At 60.9% G+C, this 24414-nt stretch carries 27 protein-coding genes; 13 read left to right on the forward strand and 14 right to left on the reverse strand.

Annotated features, from left to right (window positions below):
- Positions 1 to 187: 187 nt before the first annotated feature.
- Positions 188 to 556, forward strand: coding sequence for a Rap1a/Tai family immunity protein (locus AN189_RS01035; RefSeq protein ID WP_056029663.1), 369 nt, complete (start codon positions 188 to 190; stop codon positions 554 to 556).
- A 51-nt stretch (positions 557 to 607) separates the two neighbouring features.
- Here AN189_RS01035 and AN189_RS01040 read toward each other — a convergent pair whose 3' ends face one another.
- The 5 genes from AN189_RS01040 to AN189_RS01060 form a co-directional block, all read right to left on the reverse strand.
- Entirely contained in the window at positions 608 to 1027 is a 420-nt protein-coding gene (locus AN189_RS01040) for a helix-turn-helix domain-containing protein (RefSeq protein WP_056029666.1), read from the reverse strand.
- 260 nt (positions 1028 to 1287) lie between these two features.
- A complete protein-coding gene (locus AN189_RS01050; RefSeq protein WP_056029670.1) occupies positions 1288 to 1572 on the reverse strand; it encodes a hypothetical protein in 285 nt (94 codons plus the stop codon).
- Positions 1573 to 1681: 109 nt separating this feature from the next.
- The gene (locus tag AN189_RS01055; RefSeq protein WP_056029673.1) at positions 1682 to 1852 is read right to left on the reverse strand and encodes an AlpA family transcriptional regulator; all 171 of its coding nucleotides are present in this window, start codon (positions 1850 to 1852) and stop codon (positions 1682 to 1684) included.
- 59 nt (positions 1853 to 1911) lie between these two features.
- A complete protein-coding gene (locus AN189_RS19035; RefSeq protein ID WP_157057336.1) occupies positions 1912 to 2673 on the reverse strand; it encodes a hypothetical protein in 762 nt (253 codons plus the stop codon).
- The gene (locus AN189_RS01060) at positions 2666 to 3859 is read right to left on the reverse strand and encodes a site-specific integrase (protein ID WP_056029676.1); all 1194 of its coding nucleotides are present in this window, start codon (positions 3857 to 3859) and stop codon (positions 2666 to 2668) included. The genes AN189_RS19035 and AN189_RS01060 overlap by 8 nt, the downstream gene beginning before the upstream one ends.
- A gap of 261 nt (positions 3860 to 4120) precedes the next feature.
- On the opposite strand from AN189_RS01060, the gene AN189_RS01065 reads away from it, so the two are divergent.
- From AN189_RS01065 to lptB, 7 genes are all read left to right on the forward strand, one after another.
- Positions 4121 to 5473: a phosphatidylserine/phosphatidylglycerophosphate/cardiolipin synthase family protein gene (locus AN189_RS01065; RefSeq protein WP_056029679.1), complete on the forward strand. Its 1353-nt coding sequence runs from the start codon at positions 4121 to 4123 to the stop codon at positions 5471 to 5473.
- Positions 5470 to 6186, forward strand: coding sequence for an endonuclease/exonuclease/phosphatase family protein (locus tag AN189_RS01070; protein WP_056029682.1), 717 nt, complete (start codon positions 5470 to 5472; stop codon positions 6184 to 6186). Before AN189_RS01065 ends, AN189_RS01070 begins: the two co-directional genes overlap by 4 nt.
- 78 nt (positions 6187 to 6264) lie before the next feature.
- Positions 6265 to 6876, forward strand: a complete 612-nt coding sequence (locus AN189_RS01075; RefSeq protein ID WP_056029685.1) for a ribonuclease D — start codon at positions 6265 to 6267, stop codon at positions 6874 to 6876.
- On the forward strand, positions 6876 to 7838 hold the full coding sequence (locus AN189_RS01080; protein WP_056029688.1) for an SIS domain-containing protein: 963 nt from the start codon (positions 6876 to 6878) through the stop codon (positions 7836 to 7838). The genes AN189_RS01075 and AN189_RS01080 overlap by 1 nt, the downstream gene beginning before the upstream one ends.
- A gap of 3 nt (positions 7839 to 7841) precedes the next feature.
- On the forward strand, positions 7842 to 8453 hold the full coding sequence (lptC, locus tag AN189_RS01085) for an LPS export ABC transporter periplasmic protein LptC (protein WP_056029691.1): 612 nt from the start codon (positions 7842 to 7844) through the stop codon (positions 8451 to 8453).
- A 2-nt stretch (positions 8454 to 8455) separates the two neighbouring features.
- Positions 8456 to 8932: a lipopolysaccharide transport periplasmic protein LptA gene (gene lptA, locus AN189_RS01090; protein ID WP_056029693.1), complete on the forward strand. Its 477-nt coding sequence runs from the start codon at positions 8456 to 8458 to the stop codon at positions 8930 to 8932.
- Complete coding sequence (gene lptB, locus AN189_RS01095) at positions 8932 to 9684, forward strand: LPS export ABC transporter ATP-binding protein (RefSeq protein WP_056029696.1); 753 nt, start codon at positions 8932 to 8934, stop codon at positions 9682 to 9684. Before lptA ends, lptB begins: the two co-directional genes overlap by 1 nt.
- A 36-nt stretch (positions 9685 to 9720) precedes the next feature.
- Here lptB and AN189_RS19320 read toward each other — a convergent pair whose 3' ends face one another.
- Entirely contained in the window at positions 9721 to 9900 is a 180-nt protein-coding gene (locus AN189_RS19320) for a hypothetical protein (protein WP_056029699.1), read from the reverse strand.
- On the opposite strand from AN189_RS19320, the gene raiA reads away from it, so the two are divergent.
- Complete coding sequence (gene raiA / locus AN189_RS01105; RefSeq protein WP_056029702.1) at positions 9899 to 10480, forward strand: ribosome-associated translation inhibitor RaiA; 582 nt, start codon at positions 9899 to 9901, stop codon at positions 10478 to 10480. The two genes, AN189_RS19320 and raiA, sit on opposite strands and share 2 nt — an antisense overlap.
- A gap of 26 nt (positions 10481 to 10506) precedes the next feature.
- Positions 10507 to 10971, forward strand: coding sequence for a PTS sugar transporter subunit IIA (locus AN189_RS01110; protein ID WP_056029705.1), 465 nt, complete (start codon positions 10507 to 10509; stop codon positions 10969 to 10971).
- Here the strand turns inward: AN189_RS01110 and AN189_RS01115 are convergent, their stop codons facing one another.
- The 8 genes from AN189_RS01115 to cysQ all read right to left on the reverse strand — a co-directional run bounded on the left by AN189_RS01115 (position 10972) and on the right by cysQ (position 20133).
- A complete protein-coding gene (locus tag AN189_RS01115; protein WP_157057338.1) occupies positions 10972 to 12405 on the reverse strand; it encodes a nodulation protein NodH in 1434 nt (477 codons plus the stop codon).
- A 1-nt stretch (position 12406) separates the two neighbouring features.
- Positions 12407 to 14104, reverse strand: coding sequence for a beta-1,6-N-acetylglucosaminyltransferase (locus AN189_RS01120; protein WP_056029708.1), 1698 nt, complete (start codon positions 14102 to 14104; stop codon positions 12407 to 12409).
- Positions 14101 to 15105: a glycosyltransferase family 2 protein gene (locus AN189_RS01125; protein WP_056029711.1), complete on the reverse strand. Its 1005-nt coding sequence runs from the start codon at positions 15103 to 15105 to the stop codon at positions 14101 to 14103. The genes AN189_RS01120 and AN189_RS01125 overlap by 4 nt, the downstream gene beginning before the upstream one ends.
- Positions 15106 to 15139: 34 nt before the next feature.
- Positions 15140 to 16330 (reverse strand): glycosyltransferase family 1 protein, encoded by a 1191-nt coding sequence (locus tag AN189_RS01130; RefSeq protein ID WP_083484200.1) that lies wholly within the window; start codon positions 16328 to 16330, stop codon positions 15140 to 15142.
- Position 16331: 1 nt separating this feature from the next.
- Entirely contained in the window at positions 16332 to 17225 is an 894-nt protein-coding gene (gene galU, locus AN189_RS01135; protein WP_056029717.1) for a UTP--glucose-1-phosphate uridylyltransferase GalU, read from the reverse strand.
- A gap of 79 nt (positions 17226 to 17304) precedes the next feature.
- Positions 17305 to 18540 carry a glycosyltransferase family 2 protein gene (locus AN189_RS01140; protein ID WP_056029720.1) on the reverse strand — a complete coding sequence of 412 codons (1236 nt, stop codon included), beginning with the start codon at positions 18538 to 18540 and terminating at the stop codon, positions 17305 to 17307.
- Between the two features lies 1 nt (position 18541).
- On the reverse strand, positions 18542 to 19339 hold the full coding sequence (kdsB, locus tag AN189_RS01145; protein WP_056029723.1) for a 3-deoxy-manno-octulosonate cytidylyltransferase: 798 nt from the start codon (positions 19337 to 19339) through the stop codon (positions 18542 to 18544).
- The gene (gene cysQ, locus AN189_RS01150; protein ID WP_056030664.1) at positions 19336 to 20133 is read right to left on the reverse strand and encodes a 3'(2'),5'-bisphosphate nucleotidase CysQ; all 798 of its coding nucleotides are present in this window, start codon (positions 20131 to 20133) and stop codon (positions 19336 to 19338) included. Before cysQ ends, kdsB begins: the two co-directional genes overlap by 4 nt.
- A gap of 124 nt (positions 20134 to 20257) precedes the next feature.
- Here cysQ and AN189_RS01155 point away from each other — a divergent pair, with 124 nt between their 5' ends.
- From AN189_RS01155 to dnaJ, 3 genes are all read left to right on the forward strand, one after another.
- Complete coding sequence (locus AN189_RS01155) at positions 20258 to 21079, forward strand: ABC transporter permease (RefSeq protein ID WP_056029726.1); 822 nt, start codon at positions 20258 to 20260, stop codon at positions 21077 to 21079.
- A 199-nt stretch (positions 21080 to 21278) separates the two neighbouring features.
- Complete coding sequence (gene dnaK / locus AN189_RS01160) at positions 21279 to 23186, forward strand: molecular chaperone DnaK (protein WP_056029729.1); 1908 nt, start codon at positions 21279 to 21281, stop codon at positions 23184 to 23186.
- A gap of 72 nt (positions 23187 to 23258) precedes the next feature.
- Positions 23259 to 24407: a molecular chaperone DnaJ gene (gene dnaJ / locus AN189_RS01165; protein ID WP_056029732.1), complete on the forward strand. Its 1149-nt coding sequence runs from the start codon at positions 23259 to 23261 to the stop codon at positions 24405 to 24407.
- Positions 24408 to 24414: the final 7 nt, after the last annotated feature.

Consider the following 24414-nt stretch of genomic DNA (forward strand, 5'->3'; position numbering starts at 1 on the left):
CGTCACAGTTATTGTGCGTGAATGTCCAAGGCCCGGAACCATGCACAAAATCAGTGACAAGGTATGCATGGCATTTGTGCGAGGCTTCTAAATTTTGAATAGAATTTAGTGAGCCTAACTTATAGCCTTCACTAAACGTAGGTTCGCGGGGCATGCCATGAGACAAATCGCATTTGCGTCAGCGTTGATGACAGTTCCCAGCCACGGCGCAACCCAAGAGCTTGTTACTGGCAATGATATCCTAAACGCATGTCGGACGATGAGCGACAGCATTGCGGTGGAGGCAGGCTTTTGCGTAGGTCACATCATCGGAACTTGGGAAGGTGCCAAGTTCGGTGCAGCAAGTGTCTTAAGTGCCGCTATGCCGGAAGCGACGGCTAGTGAACTTGAATCCGCCGTAAACAACTTTCTGAACGTGTGCCTTCCGTTAGAGTTCGAGTCGGGCCAGATGGTCGATTTATTCATGGTGCGCCTAGAGGAGCGTCCCGCAAGCAGACACGAAAGCGCCCGCTCTCTGCTGGTTGCGATGCTAAGCGAAACCTATCCCTGCGTTTGAAGTCGCCTCCGGCCCAACCCCTCGCGCGCGTTTTGTTTTTTGGCTGTCCACTTAGTCCCGACCGGGTCGGCTATTCGGTACAATACATGCGGGGGTTTTCCATTGCTTGAACGCCATAGACGCCTTGCCTCCGTTTACCGTGCGGGCCTCTGCCAGCGCCCATGTGGACGCGCGACCGACGCCTGACGGGCCTAGGTGCGGGGCACGGGTCATGTGGATCAACCCGCGTTCCTCTAGCATCTTGAACCACGGCCCGACCGTGTTGCGGTGGACGTTCAACGCAACCGCCGCGTCACGGTGGCTTAGGAATATGTCGCCATTGTTCGCACCGTTGTAGCGCCGTTTCAGTTCGAGGTAGAGCGCGCGGGGGCCGGGGGGCAAGGTTGCCCATGCCCCCTGTGCTTGAAACCATTCCTCTAGGCGGACGTGACGACCGCCGCCGCCTTTGGCGTATCGTGCCTTGCCACCCATCAGCGTTTGTCCTGACAGTCGCAGCCAACCATGACGCGCAAGGCGACCACAGGGCACCCACAGCCCCCCAGGTCGATCCATACGGCCTGTGCGGTGCCGTGTGCGACCTTGCGGGCCATGATGTGCCACTTTCCATTATGCCGGATAAGGCGCGTGTGTTTGTCAGTCATGCTTGCCCCCATAGTGCAGGGCCGCGACAAGGCGGGCTTGTGATGGTGTCATGCCATAGCGACGGCACAGGCGACGGATGCTTGCGGGGGTCATTGCACACCCCCTTTGCCCAGCGCGCGCGCCGATCTGGGAAAACGTAGCTTGGTCCGGTCTGCATCCGCTTTCAGGGAATAGTGGGCCACGTTCTGCGGTCCGATGTATTCGACATGGATAGGCCAGCCGTAGCGGTGCCGCAGGCGATGAATGATTGCTGCCAACCGCCAGCCGTCCACCTCTTTGATTTCGGTGCGATGGTTGATGGTCTGGTTTGCCAGTAGCGCCTTGCAGGTCCAGAACACCTGCGAGTCGCTGGAGTAGGTTAAATCGTGTGTCATGATGTCGTGCCTTTCAGTTGAAAGAGCAGGACGCCGGGTCTATGGTGTGTCTGCTAGAACGGTGCACCACCCCCAGCGCCTGCGGTTATCCGCAAGTGCGGGGGTGTTGTTATTTCTGAGTCTTGGTCAGCGCCGCGTCGATATCGGCCTCGTTCCAATAAAGTCGCGCACCGAATTTGATCGGTTGCGGCAAACGGCCCAGCGCGATGTCGCGGTAAACGCTGGATCGGCTACGACCTCCGATCTTCGATTGCAGGTCAGAGAAAGAGAGGAAACGCATCTTGATGCTCCGTGGTTATTCACAGAGCCAACATGAGCAGATTGATCGATTAGCGCATGTTACAAACCAACTTCGCTTTTTCCCTCGATGGAAGAATAAGCCATAGACATTGCTAACACATCGGCGCGAAACGTAGCGAGGCGGCTTTCCCAGTTTTGGCGCTCGGATGGCATATTCGGCCTGTAAGTTAGCTGTAGTGCATCGACATCCCCAATGAATGAGAAGCCATCTCGCAGCTTGCGCTTGCTAGGGTGCACCAGAATATTTTTAACTTCGGAGTATTTTGTTGAACGTCCACACCAACTGAGGCTTTCGGCAACCGCATCACAAGCACTCAGGGTTGGACTACCTTCGTCATTTCGAGTGCGAGTAAGGCCAAATTTTTCTGATACGCAGTTCACCAAAAGCCAAATAAAATATGTTTCTAAGAAGATTTTCTTTGCGGGCCGATTGGCGAGGGTCGGCCTTTTAAGTGAGCCCAGTAAAATTTTGGAAGCAAAATCTCTGAGAGGCGGTGGCATTTCAGCGCCACTAGAGAGCAACTCAGCAGATAATTTTGCGCAAACATCGAACGCTTCCGCATTACGATCCGCTAGTTCTACAATGATGGTAGCAATCTGCGACTTTATCTCAAATTCTACGCTTTCAAGTCTTGCCGCATTTGTGAATGATTCCATCTTAATACAAGCATTCGCGACACCTGAAGCGCGGATCAAGAATGCATCCATCACAGACGATTCTGGTAGAGCAAATGACCCATTTTTTATCAAGTCATCAACTTCGTCACAGACGAACATCGTAGCCGCACGAAAATTATCCATGTGCCCTTAAACCTCGCAAGACATTGGTTTCAAGTGAAACCATCCGGCTCCATCGTTCCATCAGCGCCCTCCGTTGCTCCAAGAAGTCTGTCCGACGATACGCCCGTTCAACTGCACCGCCCGTGGTGTGGCCTAGGCAAGTCTCTGCCACGTCATGCGGGGTTTGTGTTGCCTCTGCCGTCCAGTCGCGGAATGATGACCGGAACCCGTGAGGACGCTCTGACAGGCCGCGCCGATCCATCAGGGCAGTCATGGTCATGTCGGATATGACGCCACGCTTGGCCCCCGGAAACAGGAACCCGTCACGGGCGAATTTGCGGGCCTCTGCTATCACGCGCTGGGCCTCTGCCGACAGCGGCACCCGAAAATCAGACGTGGCCCCCAGACGGCCTTTCATCGCCGCTGCGGGGATGGTCCAGATATCGCCGTCGATCTGGTCAACGTGCAGATTGCGCAACGGGCCGGACCGCACCGCCGTCAGGATAAGCAGCCGCAGGGCCAGTTCCGTCACGCTGCCCCCCAGCGACTGATAGAAGGCGGGCACGTCGCGCCAGTTCATCGCGGGGACATTCGTGACCGTGTGCCGTTGTTTGCCCAAGAGCGCCTTGGCCTTGTCCGTCGCTTGCAGGTCAACGTCCAAGCCCAGCGCCGCCGCATGTTTCAGGACAATGCCCAGACGGTTCATTGCTTTGCGCGCGGTTTCCGCCTTGGTGTGCCAGATGGGGGCCAACGTGTCGCGTATGTCGCGTTGGTCAATATCGGCAACGGGGACGCGGCCCAGCTTTGGCAGGACGTGCAGTTCCAGCGGGGAAAACCAGCGGCCTGCCGTGCCATCGCCTTTCAGTTCGGCCTTGCGGCTTTCAAAGGCGTCCAGCGCGATATCTGACAGCATATGGATATTGCGCGCCGCCTCGCGCTGCTGGCGTTCACGTTCCTTGATGGGGTCCAGCCCTTGCCGCGCGACCGCGCGGGCCTTTTCCGCCGCCTCTCTCGCTGCTTTCAGTGATACGCTGGGGAAAGACCCTAGGCCCATCTCGCGCCGCCTGCCGTGGACCGTCACACGCAACACCCATTGCGCGCCGCCGTCCTCGCGCTTTACCAGCCAAAGCCCAGCGCCGTCCGCATGTTTGCCCACGGGAGCGGCCTTCACCCCGGATGCGCTTAGGCGGTTCGTCGCATGTGCCATATTTCGTCCACCTCTCTATCCCCCTCAACATATGGTATGCCGTGGGGTGTTGTGAAGTGCCGTGATACAGTGAATGACTTGAAAAGCGTTGAAAAACAGGGGTGCGCGGTTGCGGTGGTGCATCAAGATATAGGGATTAGATGCGTCTCCTGGGCACCACGATTTCCCCTCAGACAAACGCATCCCTTCGGGGGCCCGCGGTGATCGTTGGAATGACGCCAGCCGGGGGTTAGGCTATGGTATCGTGCCAGAGGATTTACCGTGCCACTCAGTCTGCTGACGACCCATTTCGAGATCGTTTTCCTGACGCTGTTCGTGCTGCTGGCAGCTGCATTCATGTTGCAGCAACGCAGAACGCCGCAGTCGACCGCCGCATGGTTGCTGGCGCTGGTCGTGCTGCCCTACCTGACTGTGCCGATTTTCATTGTGCTGGGGTTTCGCAAACGCCCGGGCAAGGACAACAGCATCCAGTTTCGCGACATCGATGCCGCTGACCCGGTCGACGGCTGGGACAGGACACTGCGGTGTTATGACCTGCCGCCCGCCACCGCCGGGCATGATCTGACGCTGCTTGATCGCCCGCACACCGCCCGAGAGGCACTGACCGACCTGATCGCAGGGGCGCAGCACCGGATCGACGCATTGTTCTACATCGTCGCGAACGACCCGACGGGTACGGATTTCGTGGCGCAATTGACCCGGCGCGCAACCGAGGGCGTGCAGGTCCGGCTGCTGATCGACCGGCTTGGGACATTGCGACCGCCGACCAAAGCGTTGCGCGCACTGACGGCCGCTGGCGGTCAGGTGGCCTATTTCTCTCCTTTTACGCAGCGACCGCAGCGCGGACACATCAACCTGCGCAACCACCGCAAGATGCTGATCGCGGACGGGGTGCGGGTGTTTTCGGGTGGCATGAACATCGCGCGTAGTTATCTGGATGACACGCCGGAGTCCTGGGTCGATCTGGCCTACGTTCTGACTGGCCCGGCGGTGACAAGCTTTGGCGATGTCTTTGCATCCGACTGGTCCGTGGCGGCCACGCAGATCGACCCCACCGGCGGTGCCGCGGACAGCCACGGTGCCGCGGTCGTGCAGCTGGTCCCGTCCGGTCCGGACCTGCCGCACGACGGTTTCCACGATTCGCTGGTGAACGTCATCCACCGCGCCCGCGACCGGGTCTGGATCGCGACCCCCTATTTCCTGCCCACCGACAGCCTGTCCGAGGCGCTGGCGGTTGCAGCGCGGCGGCGGGTCGATGTCAGGCTGCTGCTGCCGCGCAAATCGAACCAGATGATCGCCGATTTCGCACGCGGCGCCTATCTGCGTGAATTGCAGGAGGCAGGCGTGCAGGTCCTGCTGTTCGAGGACGGCATGATGCACGCCAAGGCAGGTGTGATCGACACCAACGCCTATGTCGGGTCCAGCAATTGCGATGTGCGGTCCATGTTACTTAATTTTGAAACGACACTGGTATTGCATGACGACGCCAGTGCGGCGCTGATTGCGGATTGGTTCACGGGACTGTCGGACCGCTGCACGGTCGGCGTCGCAGAGGCCGGAACGCTGCGCCGCATCGCAGAGGGATTTTTCCGCATCGGGGCACCCGTGCTATGACCGAGGACAGGCCGATCAGGCTGCTGAGCTACAACATCCGCAAGGCGCTGGGCACCGACCGCAGGCGCGATCCCATGCGGATCATCCGCGTCCTGTCACACACCCAGGCCGATATCGTCCTGCTGCAAGAGGCCGATCTGCGGCTGGGCGACCGTCCTGCCGTGCTGTCCGAGGACGCGCTGGGCGATATCGGCCTTGTGCCGCTGGCGGTCGCGGACACCGACGTCAGCATGGGCTGGCATGGCAATGCCATCCTGCTGCGCACGGATTGGGCGGCACGGCAGATCACCCGCATCCCCCTGCCCGGAGTCGAACCACGCGGTGCCGTTTCTGCTATCATCGACACGCCACAGGGACCGCTGCGCGTGATCGGTCTGCACATGGGCCTGTTGCGGCGGTCGCGGGTGGCGCAACAAAATGCGATTCTCGCATGGATCGCGGACCAGCCCGACATCCAGACGATCCTTGCCGGTGATCTGAACGAATGGACGCTGCACCGCGGCCTTGGCCCCTTTGCCAAGAGCCACAGCCTGCACGCGCCCGGTCGCAGCTATCATGCGCGCTGGCGGCTGGCACCGCTGGACCGCATCGCAGTGGACCGGCGGCTGGACCTGATCGACACGGGCATGATCGACACGAAACTGACCCGTGCGGCCTCGGACCACCTGCCGATCTATGCCGATCTGGAACCCGGATCGCTGCGCGGGGTCTGATCCGCCAAGGCCAAAGGGGGTTGAGCGAGGCGCCACAGCGTCCTATCTGACAGCGAACCCAAGGAAAGCGAAACCACCATGGCCAACCATCTGTATCAAAACGATCTGCCCGACGGGCTGGATCTGGGACCGGTGGTTGCCATCGACTGCGAAACGATGGGCCTGAACCCGCACCGTGACCGCCTGTGCCTGATCCAGATGTCCGGCGGCGACGGCGACTGCCATCTGGTCCAGGTCGCCAAGGGCCAGACCGAGGCCCCGAACCTGTGCCGGATGCTGGCCGACCCAAAGATCTTGAAACTGTTCCATTTCGGGCGCTTTGACATCGCCGCGATGGAACATGCATTCGGCACGCTGGCCGCACCCGTCTATTGCACAAAAATCGCGTCCAAGATGGTGCGGACCTTCACCGACCGCCATGGGCTGAAATACCTGCTGCAGGAACTGGTCGGGGTCGATATTTCCAAACACCAACAGCAAAGCGACTGGGGGGCCGAAACCCTGACCGAGGCGCAGTTGAACTATGCCGCGTCCGATGTGCTGTACCTGCATCAGTTGCGGGACGAGCTGAACCTGCGGCTGGAACGCGAAGGCCGCATGGATCTGGCGCAGGCCTGTTTCGATTTTCTGCCGACGCGGGCGAAACTCGATCTGGTCGGCTGGCCTGAAACAGACATCTTTTCGCACTGATGTCCGGGGCAGATTCATTCCAGGCCGTGGGCCGCCGGGTTATCGACGCAGAGGCCACGGCGCTGACGACGCTGTCGCAGTCGCTTGGCGCTGATTTCGACGCCGCCGTCGCCCTTTTGCTCAAGGCCACGGGACGAATCATCATCTCCGGCATGGGCAAATCGGGCCACATCGGCAAGAAGATCGCCGCGACGCTGGCCAGCACCGGCACGCCCGCGCATTTCGTCCACCCCGCCGAGGCAAGCCACGGTGACCTTGGCATGCTGGCGCGGGGCGATGTGGTGATCGTCCTGTCCAATTCGGGTGAAACCCCGGAATTGTCCGATATCGTGGCCTATACCCGCCGCTATGACATCCCGCTGATCGGTGTCGCCAGCCGCGCGGAAAGCACGCTGTGCCGTCAGGCTGACATCGCGCTGATCCTGCCGCAACTAGGCGAGGCCTGCGGAACCGGCGTGGTACCGACGATTTCGACGACGATGACCCTGGCACTGGGCGATGCGCTTGCCATCGCCTTGATGGAACACCGTAAGTTCACGCCGGAAAATTTCCGCGACGTGCATCCCGGCGGCAAGCTGGGCGCGCGCCTGTCCAAGGTCGCTGACCTGATGCACACCGGCGACGCGCTGCCGCTGGTCAGCGCAGACACCCCGATGGGAGAAGTGCTGCTGACCATCAGCCAAAAGGGATTCGGCGTCGCAGGAATCGCCAGCGCTGACGGCGGGCTGGCCGGTGTGATTACCGATGGTGACCTGCGTCGCCACATGCAGGGCCTGCTGGACCATACTGCATCCGAGGTAATGACCCCGAACCCCACGACCGTGCCCGCGGGTGCACTGGCCGAACGCGCCGTCGGGGTGATGAATGACCGCAAGATCACCTGCCTGTTCGCTCTTGATACCGATGGTCGCATTGCGGGCATTCTGCATATCCATGACTGCCTGCGCGCGGGCGTCGCCTGAACCATGACACGGGATATCAGCCTCCATACTCAGGTGGTGGGTTGGCTGCGCATCCTGCTGCCGTTGGGCGCGCTGATCCTGCTGTCCACGCTGTTTCTGATCGCGCGCGGCGATCCGGCAGAGACTGAAATTCCGTTTGCCCAGATCGACGCCGTGGCGGATGAACAGCGGATCGGCGCACCCAGGTTCACCGGACTGACCGACACGGGCGACAGCATCGCGCTTACCGCGACCTCGGCCCAGCCCGGTGCGGCAGATCCCGACCTTGTGGACGTGACGCGGCCCCGGCTGGCGCTGGACGGTTTGGACGGCACATCGGTCAGGGTAACGGCGGGCAACGGCACGATGAACACCGCCGCACAGAAGGCGACCCTGACCGGGCTTGCGCGGCTGGACCTGTCCACGGGATATTCGATGGAAACAGCCGGTCTGAACGCCGACCTCGCGACCGGGGTCATCACGTCCGACGGGGCATTGGCGATCAAGGCACCTTACGGTGATTTGACGGCGGGGCAGGCTCGGATACAGTTGAGCGGCGACGGACAGGGCACGCAGCTGCAATTCAGTGACGGCGTGCGGCTGGTGTTCGTGCCGCAGCAAACGGGCGAGGAATGACCATGAAACGAATGACCGCCCTGATCTGCGCCCTGCTGGCCGGACCCGCATTGGCGCAGACCAACATCAATCTGGGCGGCATTTCAGCCGATCCGAATGCCCCGGTCGAGGTGACGGCGGATAGCCTGAACGTGGACCAGGACGCCGGCACGGCCGTGTTCAGCGGCAATGTGGTGATCGGCCAAGGCGATTTGCGCCTGTCCGCGCCGCAGGTCAATGTCACCTATGGCGCTGACAGCGGTGACATCACCCGGTTGCAGGCCAGCGGCGGTGTGACATTCGTCACCGCAACCGAAGCGGCAGAGGCGCAGACAGCCGATTACGACCTGCAGGCCGGCACGCTGACGCTGAACGGTGACGTGCTGCTGACCCAAGGCGCATCGGCGCTGTCATCGCAAACCATGGTCGTCGACCTGAACACAGGGCGCGCACAGATGTCGGGCCGGGTCAGCACCGTGTTCCAGCAAGGCGGCAACTGATGAAGGACCTCGCCGCGCCAGACGGTGATCGCGGGCTTCGGGTGCGCCACCTGCGCAAATCCTATCGCAAGCGGCCCGTGATTCGTGATGTGAGCCTTGATTTGGGCCAGGGCGAGGTCGTGGCCCTGCTGGGCCCGAACGGGTCGGGCAAGACGACCTGTTTTTACCTGATCGCCGGTCTGATCCGGCTGGAAGGCGGGCAAGTCAGCGTCGATGGCGAGGATGTCACGACATTGCCGATGTACCGCCGGGCCAACCGCGGCATCGGCTATCTGCCGCAGGAAATGTCGATTTTTCGCGGATTGACGGTCGAGGACAACATCCTCGCGGTGCTGGAAATCGCCGAACCCGACAAGAAACGCCGCCGCGACAAGCTGGAACGCCTGCTGTCGGAATTTTCGATCAGCCACCTGCGCAGGGCGCCCTCGATCGCGCTGTCCGGCGGTGAACGCCGCCGCGCCGAAATCGCGCGTTGCCTTGCGGCAGGGCCAAAATACGTGCTGCTGGACGAACCCTTTGCCGGGGTGGATCCGATCGCGGTCGCGGAAATCCGCGGATTGGTCGCAGATCTGAAAAACCGGGGAATCGGCGTTCTGATCACCGACCACAACGTGCAGGAAACGCTGCAAATCGTTGATCGCGCTTATATTTTGAATGACGGAAAGGTTCTGATGTCCGGCACCGCCGAAGACGTCGTCAAGGACGAGAACGTGCGCCGCGTCTACCTGGGCGACAGCTTTCGCGTGAATTGATACGCCATTGACACAAGGGTGGTTTCGGCGCTTCATTCAAGGGATGACGATGAATGGATCCCTTTTCTTTTTCGTTCCCACCGCGTCTGAAAAGGACCGGTTCGGCGGATCAGGCAGACCATTTTCTTCATTTTTCACCCGCAGAAACGACATCGGTGCCACCGCCTGAGGGCGCGGTGCCTGCACGCCTGCACGTCCATCCAAGGAGAAGACCATGCGCTATCAAATCAGTGGCAAGCAAATCGACATCGGCGAGGCGCTGCAAACCCACGTGCAGACCGAGATGGGTGAGACGCTGTCAAAATATGCGGGCCGCCCGACCGAGGCGATCGTGGTTTTTTCCAAAACCGGCCATGAATTCGTGGCCGAGGCCGTCGTTCATCTGTCGACGGGCCTGACGGTGCAGGCCACTGCACGTGACGCTGAAATCTATGCCGCTTTTGACGCCTGTTGCGAAAAAATGGACAAGCAACTGCGCCGCTACAAGCGCCGGTTGAAAGACCATCACAGGGACCGTCCCGATCCGGTTGAAATCTCTGGAGGCGGCGCGTATATCCTCGCCGCAACAGCAGATGACAACGACGAGACAGAGCAGACCAGTGACGCACCCGTGATCGTGGCAGAGACGGAAGCCAAGATCCCGTCATTGTCTGTCGGTGAAGCGGTCATGCAAATGGAACTCGCAAGCAGCCCGGTGCTGGTTTTTCGCAACGAAAAACACGACCGGATCAATGTAGTTTATAGACGGGAAGACGGAAACATTGGATGGGTCGATCCTCACACACGTGGGGACTAATCCGTCGGCCGTCCTGGGGAATTGTGATGCAGCTCGCAGAAATCTTGCAACAAAGCGCGATCAAGACCCTTGGCGGATGTTCCAGCAAGAAACGGCTGTTTCATGAACTGGGCGTGCTGGCGGAGCAGACCTACAGTGTCCCCGCCAGCGACGTCACCGAGGCCCTGATCGAGCGTGAGGGGCTGGGACCGACCGGTGTCGGACATGGCATCGCCCTGCCCCATGCGCGGCTGAACCAGGTCGAGGCCGTGCGCGGCGTTTTCCTGCGGCTGGAAAAACCCCTGAACTTTGACTCGATCGACCGGCAGCCGGTCGATCTGGTGTTCGCGCTGCTGGCCCCGTCAGAGGCGGGTGTCGATCACCTCAAGGCGCTGGCACTGGTGTCGCGGACCCTGCGCAACCCCGATGTCTGCGCCAAGTTGCGCGCGAACGTCGAACCGGCGACACTGCATATGATCCTGACCGAAGCGACCGCGTCACAAGCCGCCTGATCAGCGCAGGCTGCCGAACCCAAAGGATTCGTAATCCTTGCCATAGGCATCGCGGGCCGCGGCCTCGATGTCTGCGTCGTAAATCGCCGCGAGGCGGGCGGCGTAGGGATCTGTGACTGTCGGCACCTCTGGCATCGTGTCGTGACCGACCTGCCCGGCCAGTCGCGCCAGGTCACCACGCAGAGCGGTTTCGCGGACGATCACATCCGGCAACCCGAAATCCGACATGGCCTGCAACAGCGACAGCTGTGACGCCCATGCGGCATCCGTACGCACCGCCGTCTGCGCGGACAGGTTGTTGCGCAGGAATTTCAAAAAGGCGAGGAACGCGATCTTGTGCGCGGCCATGGTGTAGGTCGGATGGGTTTCGGGCTGGGGCCCGCCATCCGGCACGTCGACCCCGTGCACCTTGCGCAGGGTGCCGCGAATTTCGGTGAAACTGCCCTTGCCGTTGAACACGATCCGTTCGCAAAACGCGGTATGGGCCCAGATCACCGGGTGCCTGATCACGGTAAACTTGCGATGCGTGGGGTTGCCGCGCAGCCATTCGCGCAACGTTTTCTGACTGAAGGACTGCAACAGATCATCGACCGGAACCTTGTCCAGACGCGCCAACCAGTCGGAAATCGCAGCGGTGGGGCCAGATTTCAGGGGCATGTACAACAGCGGGCTGTGCGCCGCCGCGATATACGTCGGAATCATCGGTCCACGGCGCGGTTCGAAATTCGGCGTGCGGGTCAGATTGAACCGGTCCAGACGCGCAAGGGTGGTTTCCATTGCATCGAAATTCGCGACCTTGTCCGCCATCGGCATCGGGTTCTGTTTCTTCAGCTTCTTGTTCAGGGCGGTGATCTGGCTGTCGACCCCCAGCCAGAGCGTGAGGCCGTTCATCACCTCGACATCGTGCAGGTCCTCGTAGGCGACATAGAACGCGGTCTGGCCCGTGCGCTGCAGCGTGTTCATCAGCCTGACCTGAAAGCCCTGCAAATCAGTCAGGTGACGTTCGAATTCGGCGGGATCGAACCGGATCTGACTGGTTTTTGCGTGGGTCGCATTGGTCAGTTTCCACTGCCCCGTGGCCGTCGCGATTTTCCAACTGACATAGCTGTCGGCGGGATTGCGGGTCAGAATGATCTTGGCGCAGCGCGGATCGGTCAGCGCAATGTCCAGCACCCTGGGGTCGTGATCGTTAAAGAAACGAAACCCGTTCAGACCGGGGGCGGCGATCACGGCGTCGATCAGTTTCCGGGGATCGTCCTCGCGTTCGCGCTGCGTGATGCCCAGCACATTTTCGGTGTCGGGATACCCGATGAAATGTGGGTTGAACGCCTCGCCCAGACAGGAAATGCCGTCAAAACTGTTCAGGTTTGCCTCGAGGAAATTGGACCCCGTCCGCATTTCCGCGAACAGGATAAAGTAGTCGTATTTTGACACGTTATTTCACCAGATAGGGTTTGCGCGGCTTTGGCGACTGGTTCAGCGGTGCAGCCTCGACCGGGAAATCGCCCATGAGGTAGGGGTGCATCCCCTGGTTTTTCAGGTTTTGCAGGAATTGCCCGAAACCGGTCAGGTCATGCATCCGCGGTGCCTCAGTCAGGCGGCGTGTGGTTTTTCCGGTCATCTCGTCAACGATGGTCTGAAGCGATTCCATCGGCGTTTCGATGAATTCGGCCATGGTCCAGATCCGCACCCGGGCCTTGGTCCAGGGGGACCGCAGCACGCTCAGGTGATCGTTTTCAATCTTTTGCAGGCGTGCCGCCTCGTGACGCAATTCGGCAAAGTTGCGGTTCGACTGGAACAGCGGGACCGCCCATGCGCCCGAAATGACCGACACCTGCGCATTGCCATCCTTGGCCAGCATCCAGTTGATGTTCTGGCTGTCACCGGGTCCGTATTGAAACGCCTGACGTTCGCCACGGGTGTTCCAGATCAGGTTGGTCAGGAACATCTGCGGGCTGTGGTCGCGCATCGGTGCGCTGTCGGACAGCGCGCCGTTGAAACAGGCCTGCCGTCCATCAAACTGCACCCGGTCAGGCGCATACAGGTGGCCATGCACCCGTGCGCCCGAAATCTTGGCCAGCCAGGGTTCGAAATTTTCAAACAGTTCGGTAAACCCCTGAAAGACGGAATATGGCGCTGCCGTGATCCCGTTTTCCCAGTCCTGATTGGGCCAACGGCTTTGCATGTACAGGCCGCGACGGCCTTGCGTGCGCCGCTCCACGGCCTTGGCAAAGATGCGGTCAATCTTGCCCGGATTGGGTTCCGCGCCTTTCATCGTGGCGGCGTCATCCGACAGGAATGCCTGATAAAGCCGGTCTGCATGCGGCCAGATCTTGCGGGCCACGAAACAATCGGACCGCCGCAACAATTGCAGGTGATCGTCGTAAAAGATGTGCGGTTTGCCCTGAAAGTCGAATTTTGACAGCGTCAATGATCGGCTTTCGATGTTGAACGAATAGCTACGGGCGAGGGTCTGGAAATAGCTTTCGTCAGGAATCCAGACCCGCGAAAAGTATTTGTCATACAGCGGGCGATCGGGGTCCTGCAGGATCGCGGACAGGGTCTGCCGGGTCAGGCACCACCACTGCGACCCCATGTGCGGGACCAGCCCGTCCGGGATCTTGCGGCGGAAACCGATTGCGCGCTGGAATGCCACGTATTTGTCGAACATGTAGCGATTGGTCCGCCACGAAAACGGGAACCGCAGCGTGAAACGTTCCTGATCCAGCCCGCCGACCGTCCAGGGCACGTCGGCGGTTGTCGCGCTTTCGATGAAATCGGTACGGGGCCGGCTGTCGAGATAGCGGCGCAATTCGCGCACGGGGCGCAGCGGCATGCACGACCCCGAGGCCAGATAGACGTGGCGCACATCGGCAAAGCTGCTCAGCATCACTTCGGCAGCGGATTGCGTGCCTGCCACAATGCCCCATGTGCCCCATTCGCAGCGATGGCGTTTGCAGAACTTGATCATGTCCACATCCGCCAGGGCTGCGCGAAAGATCTTGAACCGGGCGTCGCTGACATGCTTGTCCACGTGGATCACCACGGGACAGCCGCCGCTGACCCAGTGCCGCGCCACCTGTTCCGCGCGGTCAAAGGCGGTGTGCACCAGCATGATCACACCCAGCGTCATGCCCAGTTCCCCTTGGACATAAGCCCCAAAATTTCGAGCTGCCGCCAATTGATATAACGTTCCGACCACGTGCACCAAAGGTCAGGTGAATCGTCACTGGCGTAGGCGCGATATTCCAGACTGTTGGCGTAGTGCTGCTTGCGTTCCATTTCCTCCTTGGCCTTGTCGGAAAAGGTCGAGAGGAACTTGGTATGCAGCAAGGCACCAGAGGCCTTTTCGCCGCCCCATTCGTCGTAAACGAGGTTGAGGCCGCGCGGCAACAGCATGTGGGTCGAACTGACGTAGGCGTAGCGGCGGTTCCATTTCACCAGCGGGATCTTGTTCAGCGCGGGCGCGCGTTCGGGTTCACCGGCAAAGAACGTGCGCGACCGTGGGCCACCCTGAATCCACAAATTACCGAACCGCGGGTTGCGGTTGATGGTATAATTGCCGCTGTCGAACCATTCCGCGATCTGTAGCGGGTCAGCACCACGCTTGTATGGCAGATCATCGACCCGTCCCTTGGGATACATGTCGACCAGCATCGCACCGAACGATTTGATCGACGATGCGTCCAGCCAGTCGGTCAGGGCACGCAGTGGCCGCGTGTCGCAGAACGGATAGACCAGCAATTCATCGGGATCGACCACCAGCGTCCAATGACCGTGCCCGTATTTGCACTGAAGCCAGTTCAGCCAGTCCACGCCGAAACGGGCGCGTTTGTAACTGGCGTCGGTGCGGAACAGGGTGACATCCGGCTGGTCGCGCAGGAATTCACCACCGCCATCCGTGCTGGCGTTGTCCACCATGATGAAATGGTTGACCCCCAATCGGCGGTAATATTCCAGAAAGTAGGGTAACCTGATGTTTTCGTTGCGAAAGGTCGAATAGACGATGATATCGTCAGGTTTGATCTGCGATGTGCGGTTGGCGACTGATTTCAGCTCCCGACGCTTGCGAATAGCGCGGACAAGCCAACGCTGCCGCTGGACCCTCAGCTTGTAGGACTCCCACGCACCCACCGCGAACCTTTCACCATCCGAAACGACGCCAACACTACGGCGCTGACGTTAACACAGTATCAAAATGTTGCTTCCATGACGGCGCGTCGCGCCTTGTTGTACGGCGTGCCGGCGCATGATCCAGAAGCGTCCTGATCTCTACGTTCCATTCATAGCGATCAGAGGGGTTCAGGTAAACGGGCCAGTCACCCATCGCCTCGCGGCAGGCCGCAAGGTCGGCGCAAATGACCGGCACGCCCAGCGCCGCCGCCTCGATCGGGGGCAGGCCATAGCCTTCGGCAAAGGAGGGAAACAGCAGCCCCTGTGACCCGGCCAGCAGCGCGGCGATGGCACCATCGCTCAGATCCTGAACTTCTGTGACGTGGGGCACCCCCTCGTCCAGTCTGCGGAACACGTCCTCGTTCAGCCAGCCACGGCGACCGCAGATCAGCAGGTCCGGCGCGCCGGGCCCCCATTCCTGCCAGATATCCAACAGCAGCGCATGGTTCTTGCGGGGTTCGATCGTGCCGACAACCATGAAATAGGGGCGCACCGGCGACAGACGATAGGGGATTTCCTCGGGGGCTGGGCTGGGCGGTGTCACACCCAACGGGGCCACAACCACATTCAGCTGACCCGCACGCGGTCCGGCATGGCGGTGCAGGTCATGCGCCGCAGCCTGTGTCGTGCAGATCAGCTGATCGGCGTGGTTCAGCGCGGCTGTCAGCATCTTGCGAAACCGCGGCACAGACTTGGGGCGCTGCATGTCGGGGTAATCCAGCGGGATCGTGTCGTGGATCAAGACAGTGACCCGCGACCCATCGTGGTTCGACAGCGTGCGCAACAGCTGCCCGGTCAGATTGCTGTGGCCCACGTTGTAATACGACAAGCCGCCGCCCAGCCGGTCGAGCATGCGGCCCAGCCGGTGTGGCCTGCAACGGTCCACCGCCCGCCACCGCACAAAGGTCTGACCACGACGCGCGGCAGGGGTCAGGTTTCCGTTCAGGCGCGACAGGAGGTCAGGCAGATCGAATGCCCCGGTGCGGCAGGCTGCGGCAAAGGCCGTCAGCCCCTTGCGATCCAGCAGGGCCAACCCGAGCGCCGTCCGGGCCAGCCCGTAGACAGGCGTCTGTGTGTCCGCAAGGAATGCGTCCACATAGGCCAATTCGACGCGATCCACGCCTGTCGGAGTCAAACCAGCCCGGGACACAAGACGAGAGATGTCCAGCAGGCGGGTTCGGGGCATGTCAGGAATCGGCAACAACGCGTTTGAGGTAGGCGCGGAAATCATCGCCCAGCTCTGCATTCGCGAGGGCAAAAGCGACGGTGGCCTCCAGATAGCCGGCCTTGGACCCGCAATCGTAGCGCTGACCCTCAAACCGGTAGCCGAAAACGTCGCGGTTCTGGGTGATCTCGGCGGCGATGGCGTCGGTCAATTGCACTTCGTTGCCGGACCCGCGCCCGATGTCGTTCAGGTTCGACATCACATCGGGTGTCAGGATGTAGCGGCCGATCACCGCCAGGTTCGACGGCGCGGTGCCTGCCGCGGGTTTTTCGACCATACCCTTGGCACGGACCAGACGGTCATCCTGGATCACGGCCTTGTCGTCCACGTCCAGAACGCCATAGGATTTCGTCTGCTCGGGGGCGACTTCCATCGTGGCGACCATCGACCCGCCGCATTCGTTGTAGGCCTCTACCATCTGCGCAAGGCAGGATTTGTCCCCGGCGATCACGTCATCCGGCAACATCACCGCAAAGGGTTCGTTCCCGATCAGGCGTCGTGCACACCAGACGGCGTGGCCCAGCCCCATCGCCTTGTGCTGGCGGATATAGGCGATGGCACCACTTTCCATGTTGGTGGATTTCAGTGTTTCCAGCAGTTCCAGCTTGCCGTCCTTGCGCAGACGGTTTTCAAGCTCTGGCGCGTTGTCGAAATAATCCTCGAGCGCGTTCTTGCCGCGCGCGGTGACGAAAATGAATTCCTTGATTCCCGCCTCGCGTGCCTCGTCGATGGCGTATTGCACCAGCGGGCGGTCGACCAGCGTCATGATTTCCTTGGGCACGGCCTTGGTGGCCGGCAGAAATCGCGTTCCCATGCCAGCTACGGGAAAGATCGCTTTGGTTACTTTTTTGCGCATTTGGGCCTCGGAAATGAATATTCTGGCAAGTCAGGATAGCGTCTAGGCCAGAGAAGCAATAAATCCAAGACAAGTTGTTTTAATTTACATTCGACTTTGACACCTGCGGCACACGCAGATCATGGACGCGCTGCGCCTCGCGCAGGGAACGCGCACGGGCCGTCACGAACGTCAGGATCGGCGCATCCCTGTCTGATCGGCCGAATTGCCCGCCGGATTGTTCCCAGACGCCCGCATCAGTGAACCGGACCCGATGAAACAGGGCCGAGAACGAAAACAGATATAGCGTCACGACGGCCCCGCCGCTGACCCGCGCGCGCGCCTCATCCCGCAAGCGCGACGCCTGCCAGAACCGTCCTGATATGACATCGTGTGGCCGCACCGTCGTGGGAAAACGCAAACGAACCCGGGGGTCCTCGACAAGCGCAATCTGCCCCAACGGGCGGGCCATGCCAGCCGCCCAGCCCGCATCAAAGGTCGCGAGGATTCGGCGCACATCCCCCGGCATCATGTGCCCGGCAACCATATGGCCCAAGAGGCGTCTGCGTTGTTCGGCGCGATGCAGAACGCGGGACGGGTTGCGGGTCGGACCGTGTTTGCGCAGGAACACCGCAAGGCTGGCACCGATCTGGAACAGATTGCGCGGCACACGCCCGGCCGTGCGGCGTGGGCTGGCGGCATAGCCGTGATGCACCTGCGCCAGCGGCACCAGCGCCGTGACCGCACCGCGTGCAGCCAGTCGCAGGTTCACGTCCGTCTCATCCAGATAGAATTCAAAGGCAGGATCGAAACCGCCGATCGCCATCAACGCGTCGCGGCGCACGGCCATGTTCGTGCCTTCGGTCTTGGCCGCGCGACCCACAGACCCCTGCACCAGAACCGGACGGGTCCCCTTGACCGGCAGCGGCACGGCCTGCCCGTCACCGAACACCATCCGCCCGCGCCACTGGAAACTGATCCCGTTGCGACCGCGCACGAAACCACCCGCAACAGTGACGCTGCCGTCCTGCATCGGGGCCAGCAGATGCGACAGCCAGCGCGGTTCGGGCACCGCGTCGTCGTCGATGAATGCAATCAGATCACCCGTCGCCTGTGCCACGCCTGCGTTGCGCGCAGCCGAGATGTTGGGAGTCTCGAACGGCACAAGACGGATCGCATCTGCCAGACCTGACGACGCCACCGCAGCAGCAGATGTGGCATCGGCAACCACGATCACCTCGACGTCCGGGTAGTCGATCTGCGCCAGACCCGCGAGGCAGCGCCGCAGCGCGTCGGGTCGGCCGTGGCTGACAACGACGACGCTGGCAGGCAGCATGTTAGTCCAGTCCCATTTTTGCCAGCATCGCCTCGATCCGGGGAACATCCTCTGGGTTGTTCAGTTCCCAGAATTCGCGCCCCTTGGCCGCGACCTTGACGCATAGCACGCGCTGCGCCTGTTCCAGAAACCGCAGTTGTTCCAGCCCTTCGAGGGTTTCCAGCGGACCGGTGGGCCAGGTCATGTAGGCCCGCAGCGCATCGGGGCGGTAGGCATAGACGCCCACGTGATGCCAGACGGGCGTCATGGCGTCGTCGGCATAGGTTTCACCCCGGTAAGGGATCACTTCCTTGGAAAAATACAGCGCGTTCATCGCCGCGCCGAATACGGCCGTCGTCCCGCCGACACGGCCCGACTGACGGTCCTCGAGGAACCCGCGCAGTGCTGCCCCTTCGGTTTGCAGAACAGGCGTGGCGACCATCGCGTCAGGGTTCGCGCGCAGGCCGGCGACCAGTTCCTTGACGAACCATGCGGGCGTCAGCGGCGCGTCGCCTTGCAGGTTGACGACGATTTCGGGATTGCCCAGCGCGTCCAGTGCCGCGGCACAGCGTTCGGTGCCATTGGCGCAGGACACGGGCGTCATCACGACCTCTGCGCCGAAGGCCTGAGCCGCGTCGCGGATGCGGTCGTCATCGGTGGCGACCACCACACGGTCTACGCCCGAAACCGTCATCGCGGCATCCCAGCTGCGACGGATCAGGCTGCGCGCAGTCCCATTGGCACCGCGCAGATCCACCAACGGTTTTCCCGGATAACGGGTCGAGGCATAGCGGGCGGGAATGACGATGACGACGCTCATGATGTCAGCAGGTCCACGTCGGGCGAATAAGCGATAAAGAACGGGTTGGCGAAACCGTCCTTGCCGTATTGCAGCGGCTGGTGATTATCGAACCGCACCACGCGGCCGCCAGCGCCGTTCAGCACCGCATGACCGGCAGCGGTGTCCCACTCCATCGTGCGACCCAGACGGGGATACAGGTCGGCCTCTCCGGTCGCGATCAGGCAGAATTTCAGCGAGGACCCCGCGGATTTCATGTCCTTGACCATGTACAGGTCGATATAGTCGTCGGTCGCCTGATCGCGGTGCGATTTCGATGCCACCACCAGCAGCGCATTGTTGTCGGGACGCGACACGCTGATGGTTTCGACCTCACCCACGGTGTCCTTGTCGAATGGTCCCAGTTCCTCGACCGTGGTGCCGTCGGCCTGCGTATAGAACATGCGGCCCTTGGCGGGGGCATAGACGACGCCCCGGATCGGCGCGCCATCGACCACATAGGCGATGTTCACGGTGAAATCGCCCCGGCGCTTGATGAATTCCTTGGTGCCGTCCAGCGGATCGACGATCAGGAACGTGCTGGCGGTCTCTCCGTGCGTTTTTGACTGTTCCTCGGTGACCAGCGCCACATCGGGAAAGGCCGCGCGCAGGCCCGCGCTGATGATCGCGTCTGCCGCCTCGTCCGCCGCCGTCACGGGGCTGTCGTCGGATTTGGAACGGACCTCGAAATCGGGGCTGTCATAGATTTCCATGATACGGTCACCCGCCTCGAGCGAGAGGCGGCGCATAACAGCCGTCAGCTTTTCAAAATCCATGGTCATACTTTCTTCGCAATCCTGGGTCACACGTTGAATTGATTGATGAACAATGCTGCGGCCCTTATGCTGTGGCGGCAGACGGACGGCAAGAATTTCGTCAACAGACCCGCAAGGCAGTGAAATGTTTCAACCCGATCTTCGCAGAACACGGACACGCACCGTCTTTGGGATGATGGAATTGATCTATCACAGTGCCGTCCGCGACATCCGCAAGAGTCACCGCAACGCGCTGATGGGTCTGGTTCTGAACATTTTCCAGACCGTGCTGTTCGTGCTCAGTTTCTATGCGATGTTCATGCTGCTGGGGATGCGGGGGGCAGCTGTGCGTGGTGATTTCCTGCTGTACATCATGTCGGGTATTTTCCTGTACATGAGCCATACCAAGGCGATGAACGCGATCGTCCAGTCCGAAGGCCCGGCCAGCGCGATGATGCAACACGCGCCGATGAACACGGTGATCGCGATCTGCGCATCGGCCTTGTCGGCGCTGTATCTTCAAATCCTGTCGATCCTCGTGGTGCTGTTTTTCTACCATGTCCTGTTCACGCCCGTGTATATCCACCAGCCGATCGGCGCGCTGGGCATGGTGATTCTGGCGTGGTTTTCTGGCTGCGCCGTGGGCACCATTTTCCTGGCCATCAAACCCTGGATGCCTGAATTCGCGAAAATCGGCAGTTCGATCTACGGTCGCGTGAACATGATCGCCAGCGGCAAGATGTTTCTGGCCAATGCCCTGCCTGCGTCGATGCTGGCGATGTTCGACTGGAACCCGCTGTTTCACTGCATCGACCAGATGCGGGGTTTCGTGTTTGAAAACTATCACCCCTATAATTCCAATGTCGGCTACCCGATCAAGGTTGCGATTGTCCTGCTGGTGCTGGGCCTGCTGGGTGAATTCTATACGCGGCGTCAGGCCTCTGCTTCGTGGAACGCAGCACGCTGATTGCTGACGCACCGGCATGAGGGCCGTGCAAAAAATCTAGGCAATTGGTGCGACACCCCCGGTTGCAGGCCCCCGAACCCCCTCCTATATACGGCCAGTCGGTGTGACGGGCAGAGCCCTGCACCCAAAACCAATCGGGCGCAGGTGCCGCAATGGGTCTGCGCCTCTCAAACCGCCTGATGTTAAAGGGATTTGAACCATGGCCAAAGTGATCGGTATCGACCTCGGTACGACCAACTCCTGCATTGCCATCATGGATGGCAGCAAACCCCGCGTGATCGAAAACAGCGAAGGTGCCCGCACCACGCCGTCGATCGTCGCGTTCACGGATGACGAGCGCCTTGTGGGCCAGCCGGCGAAACGCCAGGCCGTCACCAACCCCGAAAACACGATTTTCGCCGTCAAGCGCCTGATCGGTCGTCGGTTCGACGACAGCGATCTGGCCAAGGACAAGAAAAACATGCCGTTCGACGTGGTCGACGGCGGCAACGGTGACGCATGGGTATCCGCCAAGGGCGAGAAATACTCCCCGTCGCAGATCTCTGCATTCATCCTGGGCAAGATGAAGGAAACCGCCGAGAGCTATCTGGGCGAAGAGGTCACGCAGGCCGTCATCACCGTGCCCGCCTATTTCAACGACGCCCAGCGTCAGGCCACCAAGGATGCGGGCAAGATCGCGGGCCTCGAGGTGCTGCGCATCATCAACGAGCCGACCGCCGCCGCCCTGGCCTATGGTCTGGACAAGAAAGACACCAAGACGATCGCCGTCTATGACCTGGGTGGCGGTACGTTCGACGTGACTATCCTGGAAATCGACGACGGCCTGTTCGAGGTGAAATCCACCAACGGTGACACGTTCCTGGGTGGTGAAGATTTCGACATGCGGATCGTCAACTACCTCGCTGACGAGTTCAAAAAAGAGCATTCCGTCGATCTGACCAAGGACAAGATGGCGCTTCAGCGTCTGAAGGAAGCTGCCGAAAAGGCCAAGATCGAACTGTCCAGCTCTTCTTCGACAGAGATTAACCAGCCCTTCATCTCGATGGGGTCCAACGGCCAGCCGCTGCACATGGTCATGAAACTGACCCGTGCGAAGCTGGAAAGCCTCGTGGGCGACCTGATCAAGAACTCCATCAAGCCGTGCAAGGACGCGCTGAAGGATGCCGGCCTGTCGGTCGGTGACATCGACGAGGTCGTTCTGGTCGGCGGTATGACCCGCATGCCGAAGGTGAAGGAAGAAGTCGCCAAGTTCTTCGGCAAGGAAGCCCATCAGGGCGTGAACCCCGACGAAGTCGTCGCCATGGGCGCCGCCATTCAGGCCGGCGTGCTGCAAGGTGACGTCAAGGACGTGGTCCTGCTCGACGTGACCCCGTTGTCGCTGGGCATCGAGACGCTGGGTGGTGTCTTCACCCGTCTGATCGACCGCAACACGACGATCCCGACGAAAAAGTCGCAGACGTTCTCGACCGCCGAGGACAACCAGAACGCCGTGACCCTGCGCGTGTTCCAGGGTGAGCGCGAGATGGCCGCCGACAACAAGATGCTGGGTCAGTTCAACCTCGAAGGTATCCCGCCCGCACCGCGCGGCATGCCCCAGATCGAGGTCACCTTTGACATCGACGCCAACGGTATCGTGTCCGTGGGTGCCAAGGACAAGGGCACTGGCAAGGAACAAACGATCACCATCCAGGCGTCCGGCGGTCTGTCCGACGAGGACATCGAGGAAATGGTCAAGGACGCAGAGGCCAACGCCGATGCCGATAAGGAACGCCGCGAGCTGGTCGAAGCCAAGAACCAGGCAGAGAGCCTGATTCACTCGACCGAAAAGTCGATGGAAGAGCATGCGGACAAAGTCGACCCTACCACGATCGAGGCGATCGAACTGGCCATTGCCGCGCTCAAGGACGATCTGGAAAAGAACGATTCCGCCAAGATCAAGTCCGGCATCCAGAACGTCACCGAATCCGCGATGAAGCTGGGCGAGGCCATCTACAAGGCCAGCCAAGAGGCCGAGGATGGCGGATCGGATGAACCAAAGGGGGCCGATGCGGATGACGACATCCTCGACGCCGACTTTGAAGATCTGGACGACGAAAAGCGCAACTAAGGCATTCGCCTGACGGAATAGACCGGCCCCTTTAACCGGGCCGGTCTTTTTCCATTCCCAGAGGGGAACACCATGGCAAAACGCGATTACTACGAAACTCTTGGGCTGGCGCGTGGCGCAGATGCGGCCGAGATCAAGAAAGCCTACCGCCAGAAGGCAAAGGAACTGCACCCCGACCGCAATTCCGACAACCCTAAGGCAGAAGAACAATTCAAGGAAGCCAACGAGGCCTACGAGGTCCTCAAGGACGCGAACAAGAAAGCGGCCTATGACCGCTACGGTCACGCTGCATTCGAAGGCGGCATGGGCGGCGGTGGCGGCGGGCCGCGCGGACCGCAGGGCCAGGGCGATTTCGCATCCGCCTTTTCGGATGTGTTCGACGACCTGTTCGGGGATTTCATGGGGGGCCAGCGCGGCGGCGGGCGCGCGCGCGCCACACGCGGGTCGGACCTGCGCTATAACCTGCGGGTCAAGCTGGAAGAAGCCTACACCGGCCAGCAGAAAACGATCAACGTGCCAACGGCCGTGCAATGCGGCAGCTGCAAGGGATCGGGCGCAGAGGATGGGTCCGACCCGGTCACCTGCCCCACCTGTTCGGGCATGGGCAAGGTGCGCGCGCAACAGGGCTTTTTCACCGTGGAACGGACCTGTCCGACCTGCAACGGCGCAGGCCAGACCGTGAAAAACCCGTGCCGCGTGTGCCACGGTGCCGGACGTGTCGAAAAGGAAAAGTCCCTGTCGGTGAACATCCCGGCCGGGGTGGAAACGGGCACCCGTATCCGTCTGGCCGGCGAAGGCGAGGCCGGGATGCGCGGCGGACCGGCGGGCGATCTGTACATCTTTATAGAGGTCGAGGATCACCAGCTGTTCGAACGGGAATCATCGAACCTGTTCTGCCGTGTGCCTGTCAGCATCGCAGCTGCTGCCTTGGGTGGCGAGATCGAAGTGCCGACAATCGACGGTGGCCGCAGCCGGGTCAAGATTCCCGAAGGGTCGCAATCGGGACGTCAGATGCGCCTGCGCGGCAAGGGCATGCCTGCCCTGCGTGGCGGCGGTGCCGGTGACATGTTCATCGAACTGGCGGTTGAGACGCCTGTGAACCTGACCTCTCGCCAAAAGGAAATCCTGCGCGAATTCGACACCCTGTCCAAGGAAAACAACCCGCAAGGGTCCAGTTTTTTCAAGTCAGTCAAAGGGTTCTGGGATTCCATGAAGGGCTGAACGCCCC

It is taken from the genome of Loktanella sp. 3ANDIMAR09 (assembly GCF_001420005.1).
Taxonomy (GTDB): Bacteria; Pseudomonadota; Alphaproteobacteria; order Rhodobacterales; family Rhodobacteraceae; genus Loktanella.